13 protein-coding genes are annotated in these 17505 nt (G+C 43.5%); 2 read left to right on the top strand and 11 right to left on the bottom strand.

Features of this window, described 5'->3' with window-relative positions:
- Positions 1-62 precede the first annotated feature (62 nt).
- The 10 genes from ACESPO_RS06015 to ACESPO_RS05970 all read right to left on the bottom strand — a co-directional run bounded on the left by ACESPO_RS06015 (position 63) and on the right by ACESPO_RS05970 (position 12504).
- Positions 63-320: a hypothetical protein gene (locus tag ACESPO_RS06015; protein ID WP_009263022.1), complete on the bottom strand. Its 258-nt coding sequence runs from the start codon at positions 318-320 to the stop codon at positions 63-65.
- 76 nt (positions 321-396) lie between these two features.
- Positions 397-1413 (bottom strand): galactose/methyl galactoside ABC transporter permease MglC, encoded by a 1017-nt coding sequence (mglC, locus tag ACESPO_RS06010; RefSeq protein WP_016441586.1) that lies wholly within the window; start codon positions 1411-1413, stop codon positions 397-399.
- Positions 1414-1429: 16 nt separating this feature from the next.
- Positions 1430-2935, bottom strand: coding sequence for a sugar ABC transporter ATP-binding protein (locus ACESPO_RS06005; protein WP_009263024.1), 1506 nt, complete (start codon positions 2933-2935; stop codon positions 1430-1432).
- A gap of 181 nt (positions 2936-3116) precedes the next feature.
- The gene (locus ACESPO_RS06000; RefSeq protein WP_009263025.1) at positions 3117-4136 is read right to left on the bottom strand and encodes a galactose ABC transporter substrate-binding protein; all 1020 of its coding nucleotides are present in this window, start codon (positions 4134-4136) and stop codon (positions 3117-3119) included.
- A 177-nt stretch (positions 4137-4313) separates the two neighbouring features.
- Positions 4314-5357 (bottom strand): galactose ABC transporter substrate-binding protein, encoded by a 1044-nt coding sequence (locus ACESPO_RS05995; RefSeq protein WP_499788603.1) that lies wholly within the window; start codon positions 5355-5357, stop codon positions 4314-4316.
- Between the two features lie 20 nt (positions 5358-5377).
- Complete coding sequence (locus tag ACESPO_RS05990; RefSeq protein WP_009263027.1) at positions 5378-6289, bottom strand: substrate-binding domain-containing protein; 912 nt, start codon at positions 6287-6289, stop codon at positions 5378-5380.
- Positions 6286-8070 (bottom strand): sensor histidine kinase, encoded by a 1785-nt coding sequence (locus tag ACESPO_RS05985; protein WP_016439753.1) that lies wholly within the window; start codon positions 8068-8070, stop codon positions 6286-6288. Before ACESPO_RS05985 ends, ACESPO_RS05990 begins: the two co-directional genes overlap by 4 nt.
- Complete coding sequence (locus tag ACESPO_RS05980; RefSeq protein WP_016439752.1) at positions 8070-9677, bottom strand: response regulator; 1608 nt, start codon at positions 9675-9677, stop codon at positions 8070-8072. Before ACESPO_RS05980 ends, ACESPO_RS05985 begins: the two co-directional genes overlap by 1 nt.
- 119 nt (positions 9678-9796) lie before the next feature.
- Positions 9797-11284, bottom strand: coding sequence for a UDP-glucose--hexose-1-phosphate uridylyltransferase (galT, locus tag ACESPO_RS05975; RefSeq protein ID WP_016439751.1), 1488 nt, complete (start codon positions 11282-11284; stop codon positions 9797-9799).
- Between the two features lie 50 nt (positions 11285-11334).
- A complete protein-coding gene (locus ACESPO_RS05970) occupies positions 11335-12504 on the bottom strand; it encodes a galactokinase (protein WP_009263031.1) in 1170 nt (389 codons plus the stop codon).
- 271 nt (positions 12505-12775) lie between these two features.
- Here ACESPO_RS05970 and ACESPO_RS05965 point away from each other — a divergent pair, with 271 nt between their 5' ends.
- Positions 12776-14608 (top strand): NAD(P)-binding protein, encoded by a 1833-nt coding sequence (locus tag ACESPO_RS05965; RefSeq protein WP_008976598.1) that lies wholly within the window; start codon positions 12776-12778, stop codon positions 14606-14608.
- On the top strand, positions 14602-16356 hold the full coding sequence (locus tag ACESPO_RS05960; RefSeq protein WP_009263032.1) for a [FeFe] hydrogenase, group A: 1755 nt from the start codon (positions 14602-14604) through the stop codon (positions 16354-16356). Before ACESPO_RS05965 ends, ACESPO_RS05960 begins: the two co-directional genes overlap by 7 nt.
- A 182-nt stretch (positions 16357-16538) precedes the next feature.
- Here the strand turns inward: ACESPO_RS05960 and ACESPO_RS05955 are convergent, their stop codons facing one another.
- Entirely contained in the window at positions 16539-17456 is a 918-nt protein-coding gene (locus ACESPO_RS05955) for an ArsR/SmtB family transcription factor (protein WP_008976600.1), read from the bottom strand.
- Between the last annotated feature and the right edge of the window lie 49 nt (positions 17457-17505).

Raw genomic sequence — 17505 nt, 5'->3', positions numbered from 1 at the left:
CTTTCCTTTTTTGCTTGTTCTGTATTTCTTGTTGTAGCTTTCTTAGATCGTCCCCAAAACTTTTAACTGAAAATCCCCACACCGAGCAGTACGATCAGAAGAATAATGAGTATCGCAATGAAACGGTCCATAGATTTCAGTGAAATATTGATTTTGGAATAAAGTGTTTCTCTGCTTAAAAATCCGGTCTTCTTCTCTTCTTCCGGCTTTTCTTCCTGCATATTCTCCCCATCTTGTTCCGCTATTTCCTCTGTTTTGCTCTCTGTGATTTCCTTTTCTTCTATTTCCTCTTCTGCGCTTCTCATCTGTTCTTCGCTCATAGCCTGCCCCTTTCTAAAAAATTCCTCATGCAGATCACGAGATTTACATGAGGAATTGCTATTGTCCTTCTATCTTTTATTTCTTTGCAAGATACTTTCTTACGTCGATGGATACTGCAAGGATAATGATAATACCTTTGATGATATATTGCAAGTATGGGTTGATTCCAAGGAAATTAAAGCTGTAGTTGATTACCTGGAGGAGAACTACACCAAGAACAACTCCCGGGATTGTACCAACACCACCGTTGAATGATACACCACCGATTACACAACCTGAAATCGCATCCAGGTCATAGTTTAAACCTGTACCTGTATTGACAGACTGGATACGTCCTGCCTCTAAGAAAGCTGCAAGTCCGTAAAGCACACCGGCTACAAGATACACACCCATAATGTTTTTTGTAATATTTACACCGGATACTGCGGCAGCTTCTTTATTTCCACCGATTGCAAACATATTTTTTCCAAGTGTTGTCTTATTCCAGATCACCCACATAACTGTTGCAGAAAGTGCAAAATAAATGATCAGGTATGGAAGTTCGAAGCTTCCGATCTTGAAAGATCCGTTGACAAAGTTCAAGAATTTTTCATTAAAAGAAGACAATGCCTGTGCTCCGCCTTCCTGGCTGTCAATATAAATACATGTTGCACCAAATGCGATTGTCTGTGTACCTAAGCTGACGATAAATGCATGCAAGTTTAATTTTGCAACACCAAATCCGTTGAGCGCACAGAACGCAACACCGATCAGAATACTTGCTGCCAGTGGTAAGATTAACGGAAGATCTTTTGTAATCTCCGGATACATTCTGGAAGCATATGTTGTTGCCTGTACAAGAGAAGCTGATACAGCAGCACAACATCCAAGGATACGTCCTGCAGAGAGGTCGGTTCCGGCAAGTACGATCATACCTGCAACACCGAGTGCAAGAATACCTCTTGTAGACGCCTGGGTTAAAATCTTAATAAAGTTTGACGGATGTAAAAATCCCGGTTCAATGATGATTACTACGATGATCATCAATCCTAAAATTATGTATAACGCATAGTTTAATAAAAATTCGTTGAGATTAAATTTTTTCTTTTCCACGTCGACACCCCCTGTGTTAAATGTATTTTGCAGCCAGTCGCATGATTTCTTCCTGCTCCTGTCCGTGATAATCCTTCTTCATATCTAAGATACCTGCCACACGACCATTGCTCATAACAAGGATACGGTCACAGATACCGATCAGCTCCGGCATTTCTGAAGAAACTACCATGACTCCTTTGCCTTTTGCGGCAAGATCATTGATCAGCTGATAAATCTCAAATTTTGCACCGACATCGATACCTCTTGTCGGTTCATCCAGAAGCAGCACTTCCGGCTCTGTCAGAAGCCAGCGTCCAATAATGACTTTCTGCTGATTTCCTCCTGAGAGAGATTTGATATGTGTCTTAGACGAAGGTGTCTTCACATGCATACTGTCAATCACCCATTTGGCATCTTTCTCCATCTTCTTTGTAGAGAGAAGACCACATTTCAGATAAGACTTCATGTTTGCAAGTACTGCATTAAACGTAATACTCTGAAGCGGAATGATACCAGTTGCACGCCGTTCTTCTGTCAGAAGTGCAAATCCATTTTTAATCGCCTGACGGGAATCCTTATTGTAGATTTCCTTTCCATGCAGTTCGATCTTTCCGCTTTCTCTGTGTGCAATTCCGAAAATCGTCTCAAGCAACTCTGTTCTTCTGGAACCTACAAGCCCTGCGACGCCAAGCACTTCTCCTTTTCTCAGTTCAAAAGAAGCATCCATACAGCTTGGCATATATTTTCCAGTCAGCCCTTCTACTTTCATCAACACTTCTCCCGGCTTATTAGTCTTCTCCGGGAAACGTTCCGTCAGATCTCGACCTACCATCAACTTGATGATTTCATCCATTGTGATATCTTTTGCAGACTTTGTTGCGATCCATTTTCCATCACGCATGATCGTAACGTCATCCGAAATCTCCAGAATCTCTTCCATCTTATGGGAAATATATACCATACCAACTCCACGATCGCGCAGACGGTTGATGATCCTAAATAAATGTCCAACTTCTTCCTTAGTCAGGGAAGATGTAGGCTCATCAAGTACAAGGATCTTGGCATCGTAAGATACTGCTTTCGCAATCTCTACCATCTGCCTCTGTGAGACAGACAACTCACCGATGATTGTTTTGGGATCTACATCAATATCAAGATCCTCAAAAATTTTCTTTGTCTCCTCGTAGCATTTCTTATCGTCAATAAAGCCGCCCTTTTTAATGAATCTTCCAAGCCACAGGTTCTCCATTACGCTGCGCCGCAATACCTGGTTCAGCTCCTGATGTACCATTGCCACCCCATTGTCAAGCGCTTGCTTCGGATTTGTAAAACGCACTGGTTTTCCATCAATTTTGATCTCCCCGGCATCCTCTACATAGACACCGAACAGACATTTCATTAATGTACTTTTTCCTGCTCCATTCTCTCCCATAAGAGCGTGGACGCTTCCCTTTTTCAGCATTAAATTTGCTTTATCGAGTGCTTTGACACCTGGGAACTGCTTTTCAATGTTCGTCATTTCCAGAATATATTCTGACATTTTTTCGCTCACCACTCTTCCTCATACTGCGAAGTGCGTTTGAAAATTGCGGAAAAGAACTTTCAAATACACTCCAGAGCATATCTCTTTCCTTTGATACACTCTATGAGAGGTGGTACAAGAATCATTGCCTCCTGCACCACCTCAGTTATTTGTTACATGTTACAAATGAATCTTAAAACTATTTTGTAATAGGTGCATATGGAATACGAACTGAGAATCCGTCTTCTGCCATTTCGTAATCTGTTCCTTCAATAAAGTCTTTACCCTGAGCTGCATTTGCACCGATTGCAACAAGTGCCTTACCCATTGCATCTCCATCCTGTTTTACAGTACCAGCCATTTTTCCTGATTTGATTGCTTCCATACCAGCTTCTGTTGCATCCACACCGAATACCGGAGCATCTGATTTTCCATTGATACCAGCGATTGCTCCAAGTGCCATGTCATCGTTGTTACAGAATACAGCTTCAATCTTATCTCCGTTTGCAGACATCTGAGCTTCCATCTGTGTCTGAGCCTGGTCTGTCATCCAGTTTGCAACAAGTGGCTCGATTCCCATATTGTCCATCACAAGTCCACGTTCCTCTGCCTGTTTTACAGCATATTCTGTACGTGCCTCAGCTTCTGGGTTACCTGGTTCTCCTTTGAATACGATATACTGAATTTTTCCATCTCCATTTTTGTCGATTGCTTCTTTGTCTGCCTCATACATATCAGCAAGCATATCTCCCTGCATTACACCAGCTTCTGAAGCTGTTGTTCCAACGAAGATACCTTCACAAGATTCTACAACTTCTTTTGCAGGCTCTCTGTTAAAGAATACTGCCGGAATGTCTGCTGCTTTCGCCTTATCTGCAAGTCCCTGTGCAGAACCTGTATCAACTGCATTGATCAGAAGTGCATCTACTCCTTTAGAAATCAGAACGTCTAACTGGTCATTCTGCTTTGACTGGTCTCCCTGTCCATCCTGCATATCCAGTTTAATCTCAACATCTGCTTCTTTTGCATATTTTTCGATTGCAGAACGTACTGTAGAAATGTATGTATCATCATATTTGTATACGAGAACACCTAATTTGATTGCGTCTCCGTCTTTCTTTGCATCTTTTCCACCTTCCTCACTGCCTCCGCCGCAGCCTGCAAGTAATGAAAGTGACATTGCTGCACATAACATTCCACATACGATTTTCTTTTTCATAGTTTTTTTCCTCCTTTAAAAACACGACTCTTGTTCTTGATGACTATATTATAAGCAAAAAATTCATAGGATTCCATACAGATTTCTATGGTATTCTATGAATTTTCTTTGATTTTATCATCATTTTAAACATTTTATATAATTTTTGTTCGACATATTTGTGCAGATTTACACTCTCTATTCTCCCAATTCTGGCCAGATCTTAATTTCCCATGGAATCCATACTTCCCGGTCATGCCCTTCCAAGATTTCCTTTGGCACCGTTCCTTCTTTTTTTAGCCCGCATACCATGCGTGCAATATATTCCGCATAAATGTCAGAGTCTGCCTTCACGGTTCCAAGCATCTTCCCGTCTCTGACTGCCATAAGCCCTTCCTCCGTGCCATCGATGCCTACCACACTGATATCTGTCCTGCCCTCCTGGCGAAGTGTCTCGATCGCGCCAAGTGCCATATCATCATTGTTACATAAAATCAGTTCCAGCTCCCCCTCTTCTTCCTTCAGCCACCGTCCAACGATTGCTGCCGCCTGCTCTTTCATCCAGTTTGCAACCCCTCCTGTGATCCTTTTTGCAGGAACTCCAGAAGATGTCATTGTCTTTACCGACCACTCGGAACGGATAATGGCATCCTGATGCCCGGTCTCCCCCTCTAAAACGGCATACCCTACAACCCCGTCTCCGTTCTTATCCAACACCGCAGGATCCTTTCGATATACTGATGCCACAAGCTCTCCCTGCAATCTCCCGGACTCCTGTGCATCTGATCCTACATAATAAATATGCTGCCCTTTTCTCAGATCATCCTGTACCGGCTGGCGGTTAAAGAAAATCAGAGGAATCTCTGATTCCTCCACACGATCGATCATCGTCGACACATTTGTCCGATCCACTGCATTGACACAGATGACATCATACGCAAGCGCTGCGAAATGTTCCACCTGCTCATTTTGTTCATTCTGATCATTTTCTGCGGATACAATCTTGCAATGAATCTTGATCCCCTGCTGCTTCTCGCATGCTTTCAACTGCCGCTCTATTTTTTTTGTCAACAAATTTACATACGTATCATCACTTTGATAAATCGAGATCCCGACTTTGAGTGTGTCCTCTTCTTTCTGTTTTTCTTTTCTTCTTGAAATGCCCGCTGCTGCCACACAGATCACTGCCACTGCCACCGCCAAAAGCCCCATCTGTGTTTTCCACTTTTTGTACTCTCTCATCACTTATCCCTGACCTTCCACTATGAAATTGGAAACAACAATGCCTCATATTCTTTGTCGTAGAGATTTTCCTGTCTTACAAGCACCTGCTCCATCTTTACTGTCCGCTGTCTCGTCCCATTCTGGATACTTTTCATCGCCGCCTCCACACTCAGATATCCTTTGTCATATTCGTTGCAGATCACTGCCGCACACACTTTTCCTTCTTCAAGCAAAGTCAACATCTTGTTCGAACAGCCAATTCCGTAAAGCCTGTCGGGAATTTTCTGTAAATTGACGATTTGCGAAAACGTGTATGGATCTGCTGCAACGACAACTTCTCCTTCGATCTCAAATCCTTGACGGTACTGTCTGCGGATCACAGTGCAGCCTCCGTCTTCCAATTCTTTTTCTAATATATCCAGACAATTTGCAGTCTCTTTTGCCGAGACATCTGATGCATAAAGAGCAACGCTTGCGTCTTTCTTTTCTTCCAGTACAGCTCTCGCCAGCTTTTTTGCTGACTTTTCACTGTCACAAATATAGGCTCCAAATTTTTTTTCCGAATGAAGCTCCTTTTCCAGCGTGATCACCGGAACCTGAAGCTTGCTCTGATCCAGAAATTTTTCCATCTGTACCTGGTCTGCCGGCACTGTGATCACCGCCTGCGCGCCATTTTCCACCGCCTCTTCGATCGCAGCCTCCTGCTCTGCAGCATTTCCACTGAGATATGGTGCATCCACAACTAGATCTACATTCCACTTCTTCGCAGCCTTCTCCATACCCTTCCGTAGGGATTGAAAGCGGTCATCTGCACTTCCGTCAGTCACAAATGCGATGGTATACACCTCTTTTCGGTTCTCTTCCAACACAAAATCTGTGGATGCAATTAAAAATAGAAGGATAATTCCACAGAGCGCCGCGATAATTCCTATTTTTTCTGCTTTCTTCACAGCAATTCTCCCTCCTGCCTATACGCTATTTTAGGCTGCGTCAATGTAATACAAGTGCCTTCGTCCGGCTCCGACTCAATTTGGATTCCATATTCTTTTCCATATGCAAGCTGGATCCGCTCTCCGACATTTCGCATACCGATCCCCGAACCTTTCTTCGAAGAGACAACTTTCCCCGCGCGAATCTCTTCCAGACGCTCCGGCATAATTCCCGGACCATTATCCACAACTTGAAAAATCAACTTTTCTTCTTTCAAATATGCTTTGATAAAAACTTCTCCATCCCCATCTTGAAACTCCATTCCATAAGCAACTGCATTTTCTACAATCGGCTGCAGGATCAACTTCAGCGTAGATAGCTCAAGGACTTCCTCCTCCACCTCAAAATAATATTCAAACTTATTTTTATAACGCATCTTCTGAATCGTCAGGTAATTTTTTACATGTTCGATCTCATCTCTGACTGTAATGATCGTCTTCCCTTTGCTCAATCCAATTCGAAAAAAACGTGCAAGAGCCGTCAGTGCGCGTACTGCATCCTGTGGTTTCTCATTCTCGACCATCCACACGACAATATCCAGTGTGTTATAAAGAAAATGTGGATTGATCTGTGACTGAAGCGTATCCAGTTCGTTCTTTCTCTGAATCTCCTGCTCCCTCACAATATCTTCCATCAATTTCTTGATCCGCACTTTCATCTTGCAAATCGAACGTCCCAGATGACTGATTTCATATGCTCCGCGCTCCTCGATCGTTGTTTCCAGATCCCCCTCCGCAATCCGCTTCACAGCGCCTTCCAGATGCTCGATCGGGATTGTCACTTTCTTTGATATATAAGAGTTGATAATTGACAAGATTAACATAAAAGACATGACAAGCGCGATCAGGAAAATAATATTTTTCACTGTGGAAAGCTGTGCCGCCTTATCAGAAACCACCCCAACAATTTTCCATCCTGTATATCCGACAGACTTGATCGTCACCTTCCGATGCTGTCCCTCAAACACCTCATCATGAACCCCGTCTTTGTATGCAGATGCTTTCTCATGATTTTCCTGCTCAATCCCATCTAGGATCAACTGCTGCTGCGGATGATAAATTAAATTCCCCGCTCCGTCTACCAGATAAATATACCCTTCTTCCCCAAGGGAAATATTTTTGAAAATACTCTCCAGCTGTTCGTATTTCAAATCGATCAAAAGTACACCATCCTGCACCTCATAGGCATCAGGCACCTGCACCATCCTGCTCAACGTCAGTACATGTGCATAATTCCCCTTGCTGTTGACAAACAAATTCTGTACATGCGGCCTAGAAAAATGCTGATTTTCTGTCTGTGTCACTGCATTCTGAAACCACGCTTCCTTCGTCACATCTACCCCAGGCTTTAATTTTGCTGCCGGTGCGGAAACAAGTAAGTCCCCTTCTTTGGAAAACAGGGCAATGTTCTGGATAGACGACTTGTTCGTATCGTACAAAAGCGCAAAGCCCTCTTCCACCGGAACATTTTCCTCAGACTTCAAAACCGAAAAGTAAAGAGAATCTGAAATTCTCATAATATTCCGCAGTTCTGATGTCAACGTATTATTGACCTGTTCAATCAGCGCCCGATTCTGCTTTTCGACAATTCCTTGAAGCTGAAGCGAAAATCGGTTATAAAAAGAAGTCCCCATCAGCACCGCACCGAGAAGCGCTGTGAGTGTAAATGCCCCCCAGATCACATAGCGCAGGCTGACTTTTGAATAAAATGCGTTCCACTTCTGATAAAATTTTCTATTCATTATGATTTTCCTTTGTATTTGCTTGGTGATACACCAAATTTCTTTTTAAAGACATAACTGAAATAATTGGGCTCCGGATATCCGACTTTCGCAGCAATGATATACGTCTTGTCATCTGTATGATTCAACAATTCCACCGCTTTATTTAACCGTACATCCGTCAGATAAGCAACATAATTTTGTCCGGTTTCCTTCTTAAATACAGTAGAAAAATAAGATGGACTCAGATGCAGACTGCTGCACAACATCTCAACAGACAGTTCTGGATTGGCATAATTCTCCTGGATGTACTCTTTTGCCTCCTTAATGATATCAATCGTCATATTTTCTCTTCTCTGCACGAGCTGCGTATGGATCTCACAGCAAAGTTTCAGAAGAAACTGCTCTACTTCCTCTGTCGTCTTCATATGCAGCACCTGTTCATAGCAGTCTGTGCCATATCCAAAAATCCTCTGTTCTTCCAGTTCATTGCTCCATACAACCTGCAAAATACTATTCAATACACTGATGACATAGCTCTTACATTGCCTGGAGTAAATCTTCCCATCTGCAATCCGGCCGATAATCTTCGTAAGTTCACACGCAATCTCCTCTTCCTGTTCAAATTTGACTGCATGGATCAGTGCATTTTTCTCCTGCTCCTCAAAAAGCAGTGTCTCTGTCTTCTTTGGCTCCACATCTCGAATATAGATCACACTTCCCATATCCGGAACTGCCCGGTATCCACTTGCCTCTTTTGCTTCCATAAACGATTGCGGCACCTGTCTGATCCACTGTTTCCTGCTTCCGACTCCGATGGAAATCTGAAGCCCAAACACTTGTCTGCATACTTTTTGAATCTGGTCAAACACGCCGAGCAGTTCGTTAACCGTCTGCTCCTGCGAAAGCGCAATCACTACTCCAATCTCCTTCTCACAGATAAATCGTGCAAATGGGTACTTTTCTGTCAAATATTCATCGATTACTTTTTCCACTGACACCTGGTGCAATTCTTTTTCCTCTACCACTGCACCTCCCTCTACGGTTTCTTCCCGTTCAATACAAAACATCGCAACGATCCACCTATCAGAATCCCGAATCTCCGGAACATATTCCTCCAGCTTCTCATAGAACTCTTCCTTGACGATTTTTTCTTCCATCCAGTCATTTAAAAACTTTTCTTTTAAAATCGGAAAATTCTTCCGATAATTCTCTCTTAAAATCCGGATGTCTCTCTGCTGCTCAAGATACTTGTCTCTTTTCTCGCGGATCCGCTGAAGAATCTCCCCTAATTCCTCACTGTTTACCGGTTTTAAAATGTACTCTGTCACTCCGCACTTCATCGCCTGCTTCGCATATTCAAAATCATTGTATCCAGAAAAGATGACAACCTCCTTCCCCGGATATTTTTCTTTCACTGTCTCTGCAAGCTGAAGTCCATCCATATATGGCATGTGAATATCCGTGATAATCACATCCGGATCAAGAATATGGATCTTCTCAAGTGCGTCTTCCCCATTCTCTGCATCTCCCACTACATGAAATCCCAGTGCTTCCCAATCCATCTTACGGATAATGCTTGTGCGGACTTCTTCCTCATCATCTACCAGCATAATTTTATACGGCATATTTCCTCTCCTTCTGTCTGCCATTCACATTTTGCATAGGTTCTCTGCCTGGTGCTTTCAATGATTTTTTCCAGAAAAAAACAGACTGCATCTTTGACATGCAGCCTGCCTTCTATTTCTTATAATGTGTTCAGGAATCTTGCAAACGCTGTTCTTCCTTCTTCTGTACACTTGTAAACACCTGCATCTTCTAATACTTTTGTAAAGACAATTCCGACTTCTTCTTTTAAAATGTCCATTACATTCTCTTTTGTAATTGTATCATACTTCGGCAGGAATTTCTCTACCCATTTTGTATGTTTCTCGATCATTTCATTTTCAGAAATGTCCTTGCCCTCTACAATGTACTCTGCAAGTGTCTCCAGTTCTTGTTTCAATCTGGACGGCAATACTGCCAGTCCCATTACTTCGATCAATCCGATATTTTCTTTTTTAATATTATGATACTCGGCATGTGGATGATACAGCCCAAGCGGATGTTCCTCTGTAGTAATATTGTTGCGGAGCGTCAGATCCAGTTCATAGATCTCCCCGACCTTTCTTGCGATCGGTGTGATCGTATTATGTGGTTCTCCGTCTGTCTCTGCAAATACGAACGCTTCTTCGTCTGTATAGCCTCTCCATGCATTAAGGATATGTGTTCCCAGTTCGATCAGCCGCTTCTCATCCTTGCTTCTTAAACGGATCACTGACAGTGGCCATTTTACGATTCCACTCTCCACATCTTCAAATCCTTTTACTTCAAAATGTTTTTCGATTGGAGCTTTCGCCATCGCAAATGTGTAATGTCCTCCCTGAAAATGATCGTGGCTTAAAATCGATCCTCCTACGATTGGAAGATCTGCATTGGATCCAAGGAAATAGTGTGGGAATAATTTTACGAAATCAAATAATTTCATAAATGTTTCCTTCTCGATCTTCATCGGTGTATGTTTTCCATTAAATACGATGCAGTGTTCGTTGTAGTATACGTATGGAGAATACTGGAATCCCCATGCACTGTCATTGACTGTGATCGGCATGATTCTATGATTTTCCCTTGCCGGATGATTGACTCTTCCTGCATATCCTTCATTTTCCACACAGAGCAGACATTTTGGATAACTGCTTGCTTTCGCATTTTTTGCCGCTGCGATCGCCTTTGGATCTTTCTCCGGTTTTGACAAGTTGATCGTAATATCAATCTCACCATATGGGCTGTCCACCGTCCATTTCCAGTCTTTCTTTACCCGGTAACGACGGATGTAATCGCTGTCCTGGCTCAGCTTATAGTAATAATCTGTGGCAGCTTCCGGAGATTCCTCATATTTCTTCCAGAAAGTCTCCTGCACCTGCGCCGGACGAGGCATCAGGCAGTTCATCATCTTCGTATCGAACAGATCCCTATATACTACACTGTTCTCGATGATTCCACGACTGCACGCCTCATCCAACAGTTCCCCTAAGATCTCTTCTAACTCTTTTTCCCCGTTTACTTCTACTTCTTCATAGTCATCTTCATGAAATAATTCCAGCAGAAGATTTGTTGTGTAGATTCGCTCGCACTCCGGTGTCAATCCTGCATCGATCCCATACTGTACTAATCTTTTAATATTTTCTGATAACATATTTTCTCTCCTAAAACTCATCCTATTTCCTGTCCGCTTTTCAATCAGGCTTATCCATTCAGCACTCTTGCACCGTCTCCGATGTCTACTACATAAAATTCTGCCTCATGTCCGACTTTTGCAAGATACTGCTCTCCGATGTTTTTAATAAATCCATCTACTGCATCGTTTTTCACAATGCTGACCGTACATCCGCCGAATCCGCCTCCTGTAATACGAGATCCGATCACACCTTCTGTTTCCCATGCAAGATCCACGAGAATATCGATCTCTTTACAAGAAACTTCATAGTCATCTCTCAGTGATCTGTGTGACTCGTTCATCAGTTTTCCAAATTCTTCAATTCGATTTTCTTTCAGAGCTTCCACCGCACGGATCGTTCTCTGATTTTCATAAACAGCATGTCTTGCTCTCTTCTGTCTGATTTCGCTCTTGATTGCATCTTTATGCTTCTCAAATGCTTCCTCTGTCAAATCTCCCAATGTCTGCACAGCAACCACTTCCTGCAATTCCTTCAACGCCGTCTCGCACTCGTTTCTTCTGTCATTGTAAGCAGAATCTACAAGACTATGTTTTACTTTGCTGTTGATGATAACAATCTTCGCATCTTCCAGAACAACCGGTGCATATTCATACTGAAGTGTATTCGTATCAAGGAAAATCGCATTGTCCTTCTTTCCCATCGCACTCGCAAACTGATCCATGATTCCGCAATTGCATCCATTAAAATTATTCTCTGAAAACTGTCCGATCAGAGCAATATCTGTCATAGAGACATCAAATCCAAACATATCTTTTAAAATCACGCCCGTCAACACTTCTAAGGAAGCAGAAGAAGACAATCCGGAACCGTTTGGAATATTTCCATATAATAAAATATCCAGTCCATTCGGCAATTTGTATCCTCTCTCCTCAAATGCCCACATCACTCCCTTTGGATAGTTCGTCCACTCTGCAGCTTTGTATGGTTTCAGATCCTCCAGAGATGATTCGATCACTCCAAGCCGTTCAAAATTTACTGAGTAAAACCGAAGCTTATTATCTTCTCTCTTCCTTGCAATCCCATATGTTCCAAGTGTCAGTGCACATGGAAACACGTGTCCCCCATTGTAATCTGTATGTTCTCCGATCAAATTCACGCGCCCAGGTGCAAAGTAAGTGCGGATATCTCCTTCCGCGCCAAAAAGTTCCTGAAATTTCTCCACTAATTTTGCCGTCATTCTTCTTTTTCCTTTCTTTTATTTTAATATTCTTGTTTTAAAACACTTTCTCTGTTTATTATATCATAGATCGCAGGCGTGTCAAAGGATTTTTTGTTGCTCTTGTCTGTTTATTAACAATTTTGACTATCTTTTAACTTTTATTGCTTTTTTATTCAGCATAAGTTACAATCGCTGTAAGAGAGTCTTTTTTGCTTTATATAAATTTTCTTTTCGATGGAAGAAGCATTCTATAAACTCAAAACGACAAATATTTATGAGAGGTGATATTATGAGCAGACTTGAGATTTCGACTCCGGATAAGGCCCAGCTTGTTGTGGAAGGTCTCTACAAAGACCTCGAGAGAAGGATCGAATCCAGTCCTCCGGGCTTATGTCCGGTCGACATATCCAGAGCATTTCTGGAACTTTGTCATGCACAGACTTGTGGAAAGTGTGTCCCTTGCCGTATCGGACTTGGACAGCTTAAAAATCTGATCACAGATGTTCTTGACGGAAAGGCAACTCTGAAAACACTTGATCTGATGGAAGATCTTGCGCTTTCCATCATGGATTCTGCTGACTGTGCAATCGGCTATGAAGCCGCACATATGGTATACAAAGGCCTTATCGGCTACCGGGAAGACTACGAAGAACATATCCGTCAGGGACGCTGTACCTGCACGTTCCACCAACCAGTACCTTGTGTTTCGCTCTGTCCGGCAAAGGTTGATATCCCTGGATACATCGCACTTGTAGGAGAAGGCCGCTATGCAGATGCAGTACGACTGATCCGCAAAGACAACCCATTTCCCACTACATGCGGATATATCTGTGAACATCCTTGCGAAGCCAGATGCCGTCGCAACATGGTAGACGACTCCATCAATATCCGCGGACTGAAGCGCGTTGCCGCAGATTTTTCCGGGAAGGTTCCACCTCCGAAATGCGCCAAATCTACCGGCAAGAAAGTTGCTGTCGTAGGAGGCGGACCTGGAGGACTTAGCAGTGCTTACTTCCTTCAGCTGATGGGACATCAGGTGACTGTTTATGAGATGCTTCCAAAACTTGGCGGTATGCTCCGCTATGGAATCCCAAATTACCGTCTTCCGAAAGAGCAGCTTGATAAGGATATTGAGGCAATCCTGGAAACAGGCGTGGAAGTGAAACACGGACTTAGAATCGGCGAAGATATTACTGTACAAAGCCTTCGCGAACAATATGATGCTGTCCTGATCACAATCGGTGCAAGTACAGACAAGAAGCTTGGAATCGACGGAGAACAATCAGAAGGAGTTCTCTCCGCTGTAAAATTCTTAAGAGATGTCGGAAACGGTAATCCTACTGACTTAACCGGTCAGGAAGTAGCTGTCATCGGAGGCGGAAATGTATCCATGGATGCAGTTCGCACTGCTGTCCGTCTCGGCGCAAAAAAAGTTAGCATCGTCTACCGGAGACGTGTGGCCGATATGACTGCCCTTCCGGAAGAGATCGAAGGCGCTGTTGCAGAAGGAATCGAAGTGCAGACACTGAAATCTCCTTCCCGCATTGTCACGGATGAAAATGGTCATGTACAGGGACTTTATGTCACACCACAGATGATCAGTAAGATCAAAGATGGTCGTGCAAGTGTACGTCCGACTGGCGAGGAAGATCAGTTTATCCCTTGTACAACACTGATCGTTGCGATTGGTCAGGATATTGAATTCCAGCACTTTGAAGAGGCTGGTGTCCCGGTACAGCGTGGACGGATCATGTCCGAGAAAAATGCCGGATTCGAAAACATCCCTGGCGTTTTTGCCGGTGGAGACTGTGCAACTGGTCCTGCCTCCGTCATCAAAGCGATTGCAGCAGCAAAGGTTGTTGCAGCTAATATTGATGAATATCTTGGATTCCACCATATCATTTCTGCTGATGTAGAAATTCCGGAACCAAGACTGGATGACAGAACCCCTTGCGGAAGAGTAAATATGACAGAACGTGAAGTCTGTAAACGTATCCACGACTTTGACGGGGTAGAAATCTGTATGACCGAACAAGAAGCAAAGCAGGAGGCATCTCGCTGCCTTCGCTGTGATCACTTCGGCTTCGGCATATTTAAAGGAGGTCGAGAAACATTATGGTAAATCTTGTACATCTTACAATCGACAATAAACCGATCACTGTGCCAGCCGGCACAACGATCCTGGAAGCAGCCGAACATAATGGAATCCCGATTCCAAAATTATGTTATTTAAAAGATATCAACGAGATCGGCGCCTGCCGTGTATGCGTGGTCGAACTGGAGGGCAAAGATAAACTGATCATCTCCTGCAATAATAAAGTAGAAGAGGGCATGGTCATCTACACTAACAGTCCGAAAGTTCGCATGAACCGGCGAAAAACAGTAGAGTTGATCCTCTCTCAGCATGACTGCCGCTGTGCAACCTGCGTAAAGAGCGGAAACTGTACTCTCCAGAAAATCGCAAATGACCTGAACATTCTTGAAGTGCCGTTTCAACAAGAATTGGAACAGACTCCGTGGAACAAAGATTTCCCATTGATCCGCGATTCTTCTAAATGCATCAAATGTATGCGCTGTATTCAAGTCTGTGACAAGATCCAGAGTTTGAATATCTGGGATGTAGAAAGCACCGGATCCCGCACAACTGTACACGTATCAAAGAATCGTAAGATTGAAGATGCTGACTGTTCGCTCTGTGGTCAGTGCATTACCCACTGTCCGGTAGGTGCACTTCGCGAACGCGACGACACTGAAAAAGTCTGGTCTGCACTTGCCAACAAGAAAAAAATCACTGTCGTACAGATCGCACCTGCTGTTCGTGCAGCCTGGGGGGAAGCACTCGGCATGAAACGAGAAGAGGCAACGGTCGGAAAGATCGTCGACGCTCTTCGAAAGATCGGTTTTGACTATGTATTTGACACAGCATTCTCTGCTGACCTTACGATCATGGAAGAAGGAGCAGAATTTTTAGAACGGCTCCAGAACGGCGAACTCAAAGACCGCCCGATGTTCACCTCCTGCTGCCCAGGATGGATCCGTTTCATTAAATCCCAATATCCGCACCTTGTGCCGCAATTATCAAGCGCAAAATCTCCACAGCAGATGTTCGGTGCGGTCATGAAAACATACTTTGCGAAATCAATTGGTGTAGATCCGGAAAATATTTGTACGGTATCGATCATGCCTTGTCTTGCAAAGAAAGGCGAACGCAATATGGAACTCTTCTATGAAGAATATGCCGGCCATGATGTTGACATCGTTTTGACAACCCGTGAACTAGTTCGCATGATCCGCTCCGCTCACATCGCACCATCTACTCTGGTAGATGCCCCTTGTGATACGCTGATGCAGGATGGTTCCGGCGCCGGAGTCATTTTTGGGGCAACCGGAGGTGTTATGGAAGCGGCGCTTCGCTCCGCATACTTCCTCGTAACCGGAAAGAACCCGGATGCCGATGCATTCTCTGTTGTCAGAAGCAACAACTTAAATCACGGTGCTGTCTGTGCAGAGATTCCAATCGGTGATACAGTTGTAAGAGCAGCTGTTGTCAGCGGACTTGGCAATGCCAGACAACTGATTGAAATGATCGAGCGCGGTGATGTCCACTATGACTTTGTAGAAGTCATGGCCTGTCCGGGCGGATGTGTCGGCGGTGGCGGACAACCGATCCACGATGGTCAGGAGCTCGCCCTTGAACGTGGAAAGAATCTGTACTTCCTCGATAAAAATGCAAATATCCGATTCTCACACGAGAACAAAGATGTATTAAAACTGTACGAAGACTTTATGGGCAAACCACTCTCACACAAGGCACATCTGTTGCTTCATACCGATCATAATGCGTGGGAGATGCCAAAACGACCTCGCTAGAAAACTTTCTTTGCTTCTGAGATATTGATGCAAAGAAAAGCTAGATAAAATCCGTATAACAGTCTCAGCAAAGACCAACAAAAAACAGATATATCCACAGGAAATTTTTTTCTCTGTGATATATCTGTTTTTTTATTCTCGGATTTCTTTTTCCATATTTTGTAAAATCTATTCTGCCGCAATTACGAGAACCACATCTTCATGACAATGTCCTGCGGATAATCTCCAAATCCATTGCCAAACAGGTTCATGCCTCCTTTGTGTACCGCATCTTCTTTGACTCCAATCCTGACTGAAATATATTCCTGCTCTTCCAGCTTAAATTCTGCCAGCCCATGTTCCGTCACTTTCTTTCCATCGAGGTATGTTCCATCTTTTTTCAAACACCATGTCTTGAGTTCTCCATACTGCGTGTTCTGCTCTGGCCACCAGTTCGGTGTCAGTCTTCCCTTTCTTCCGCCAAAATCGCTTGGACATTCGTAAGTGCCTGCTTCGATCTCATTGACCCATACAGTGATATCGGACGGATAGTCCATATTATATTCATGATCCTCCGCACATACTTCCGCTGAAATTTCCAGTTTACGGAGTGTATTTTTCTTGAGTGAAGCATTGGAAAAGCGATATTCCAGATACCCATTCCCAAACCATAGAAGCTTTGCTTCTACTCTTCTTGGGTTATAAAATACTGCCGGCTCATCTTCCATATCAATATGTCCATCTCCCGATACAATTCCACAGGTCGGTTCCACATGGTAATCCACATAATTTCCGATCGGCATACTGATCTTCTCCACCTTTTCATCCTTTTCCTTCCGAAGCTGAATCATAAGGCTGTCGACACTTTTCCTGCACATCTTCATAGAACCACGCACTGCCGCTCGAAGTTCCGTCTCGATCAATCCTGCCTCCTCCAGCACCCGGACATGCATTGCCGTCGAAGAAGCCGGAAGTTCCAGAAGTTCTGCCAGCTCATTGACATTGTGTTCCTGTTCTTCGAGTGCCTCTAAAATCTGTATCCGAATTTCGGATGAAAGCGCCTTTCCGATTGCCGCCACCCTGTCTGTCTGATTAAAGTTCAAATTTTCTGTCCGTTCCATAGTTTCCTCTTTTCTGTTTTATACCAATATTTCTGTTATAAATATTTTA

Origin of the sequence: Coprococcus sp. HPP0074 (genome assembly GCF_964238105.1) — a bacterium.
In the GTDB taxonomy this organism is placed as follows: domain Bacteria; phylum Bacillota; class Clostridia; order Lachnospirales; family Lachnospiraceae; genus Faecalimonas; species Faecalimonas umbilicata.
The sequence above is the reverse complement of the archived record's forward strand: the minus strand, read 5'-3'. Positions and strand labels throughout refer to the sequence as shown.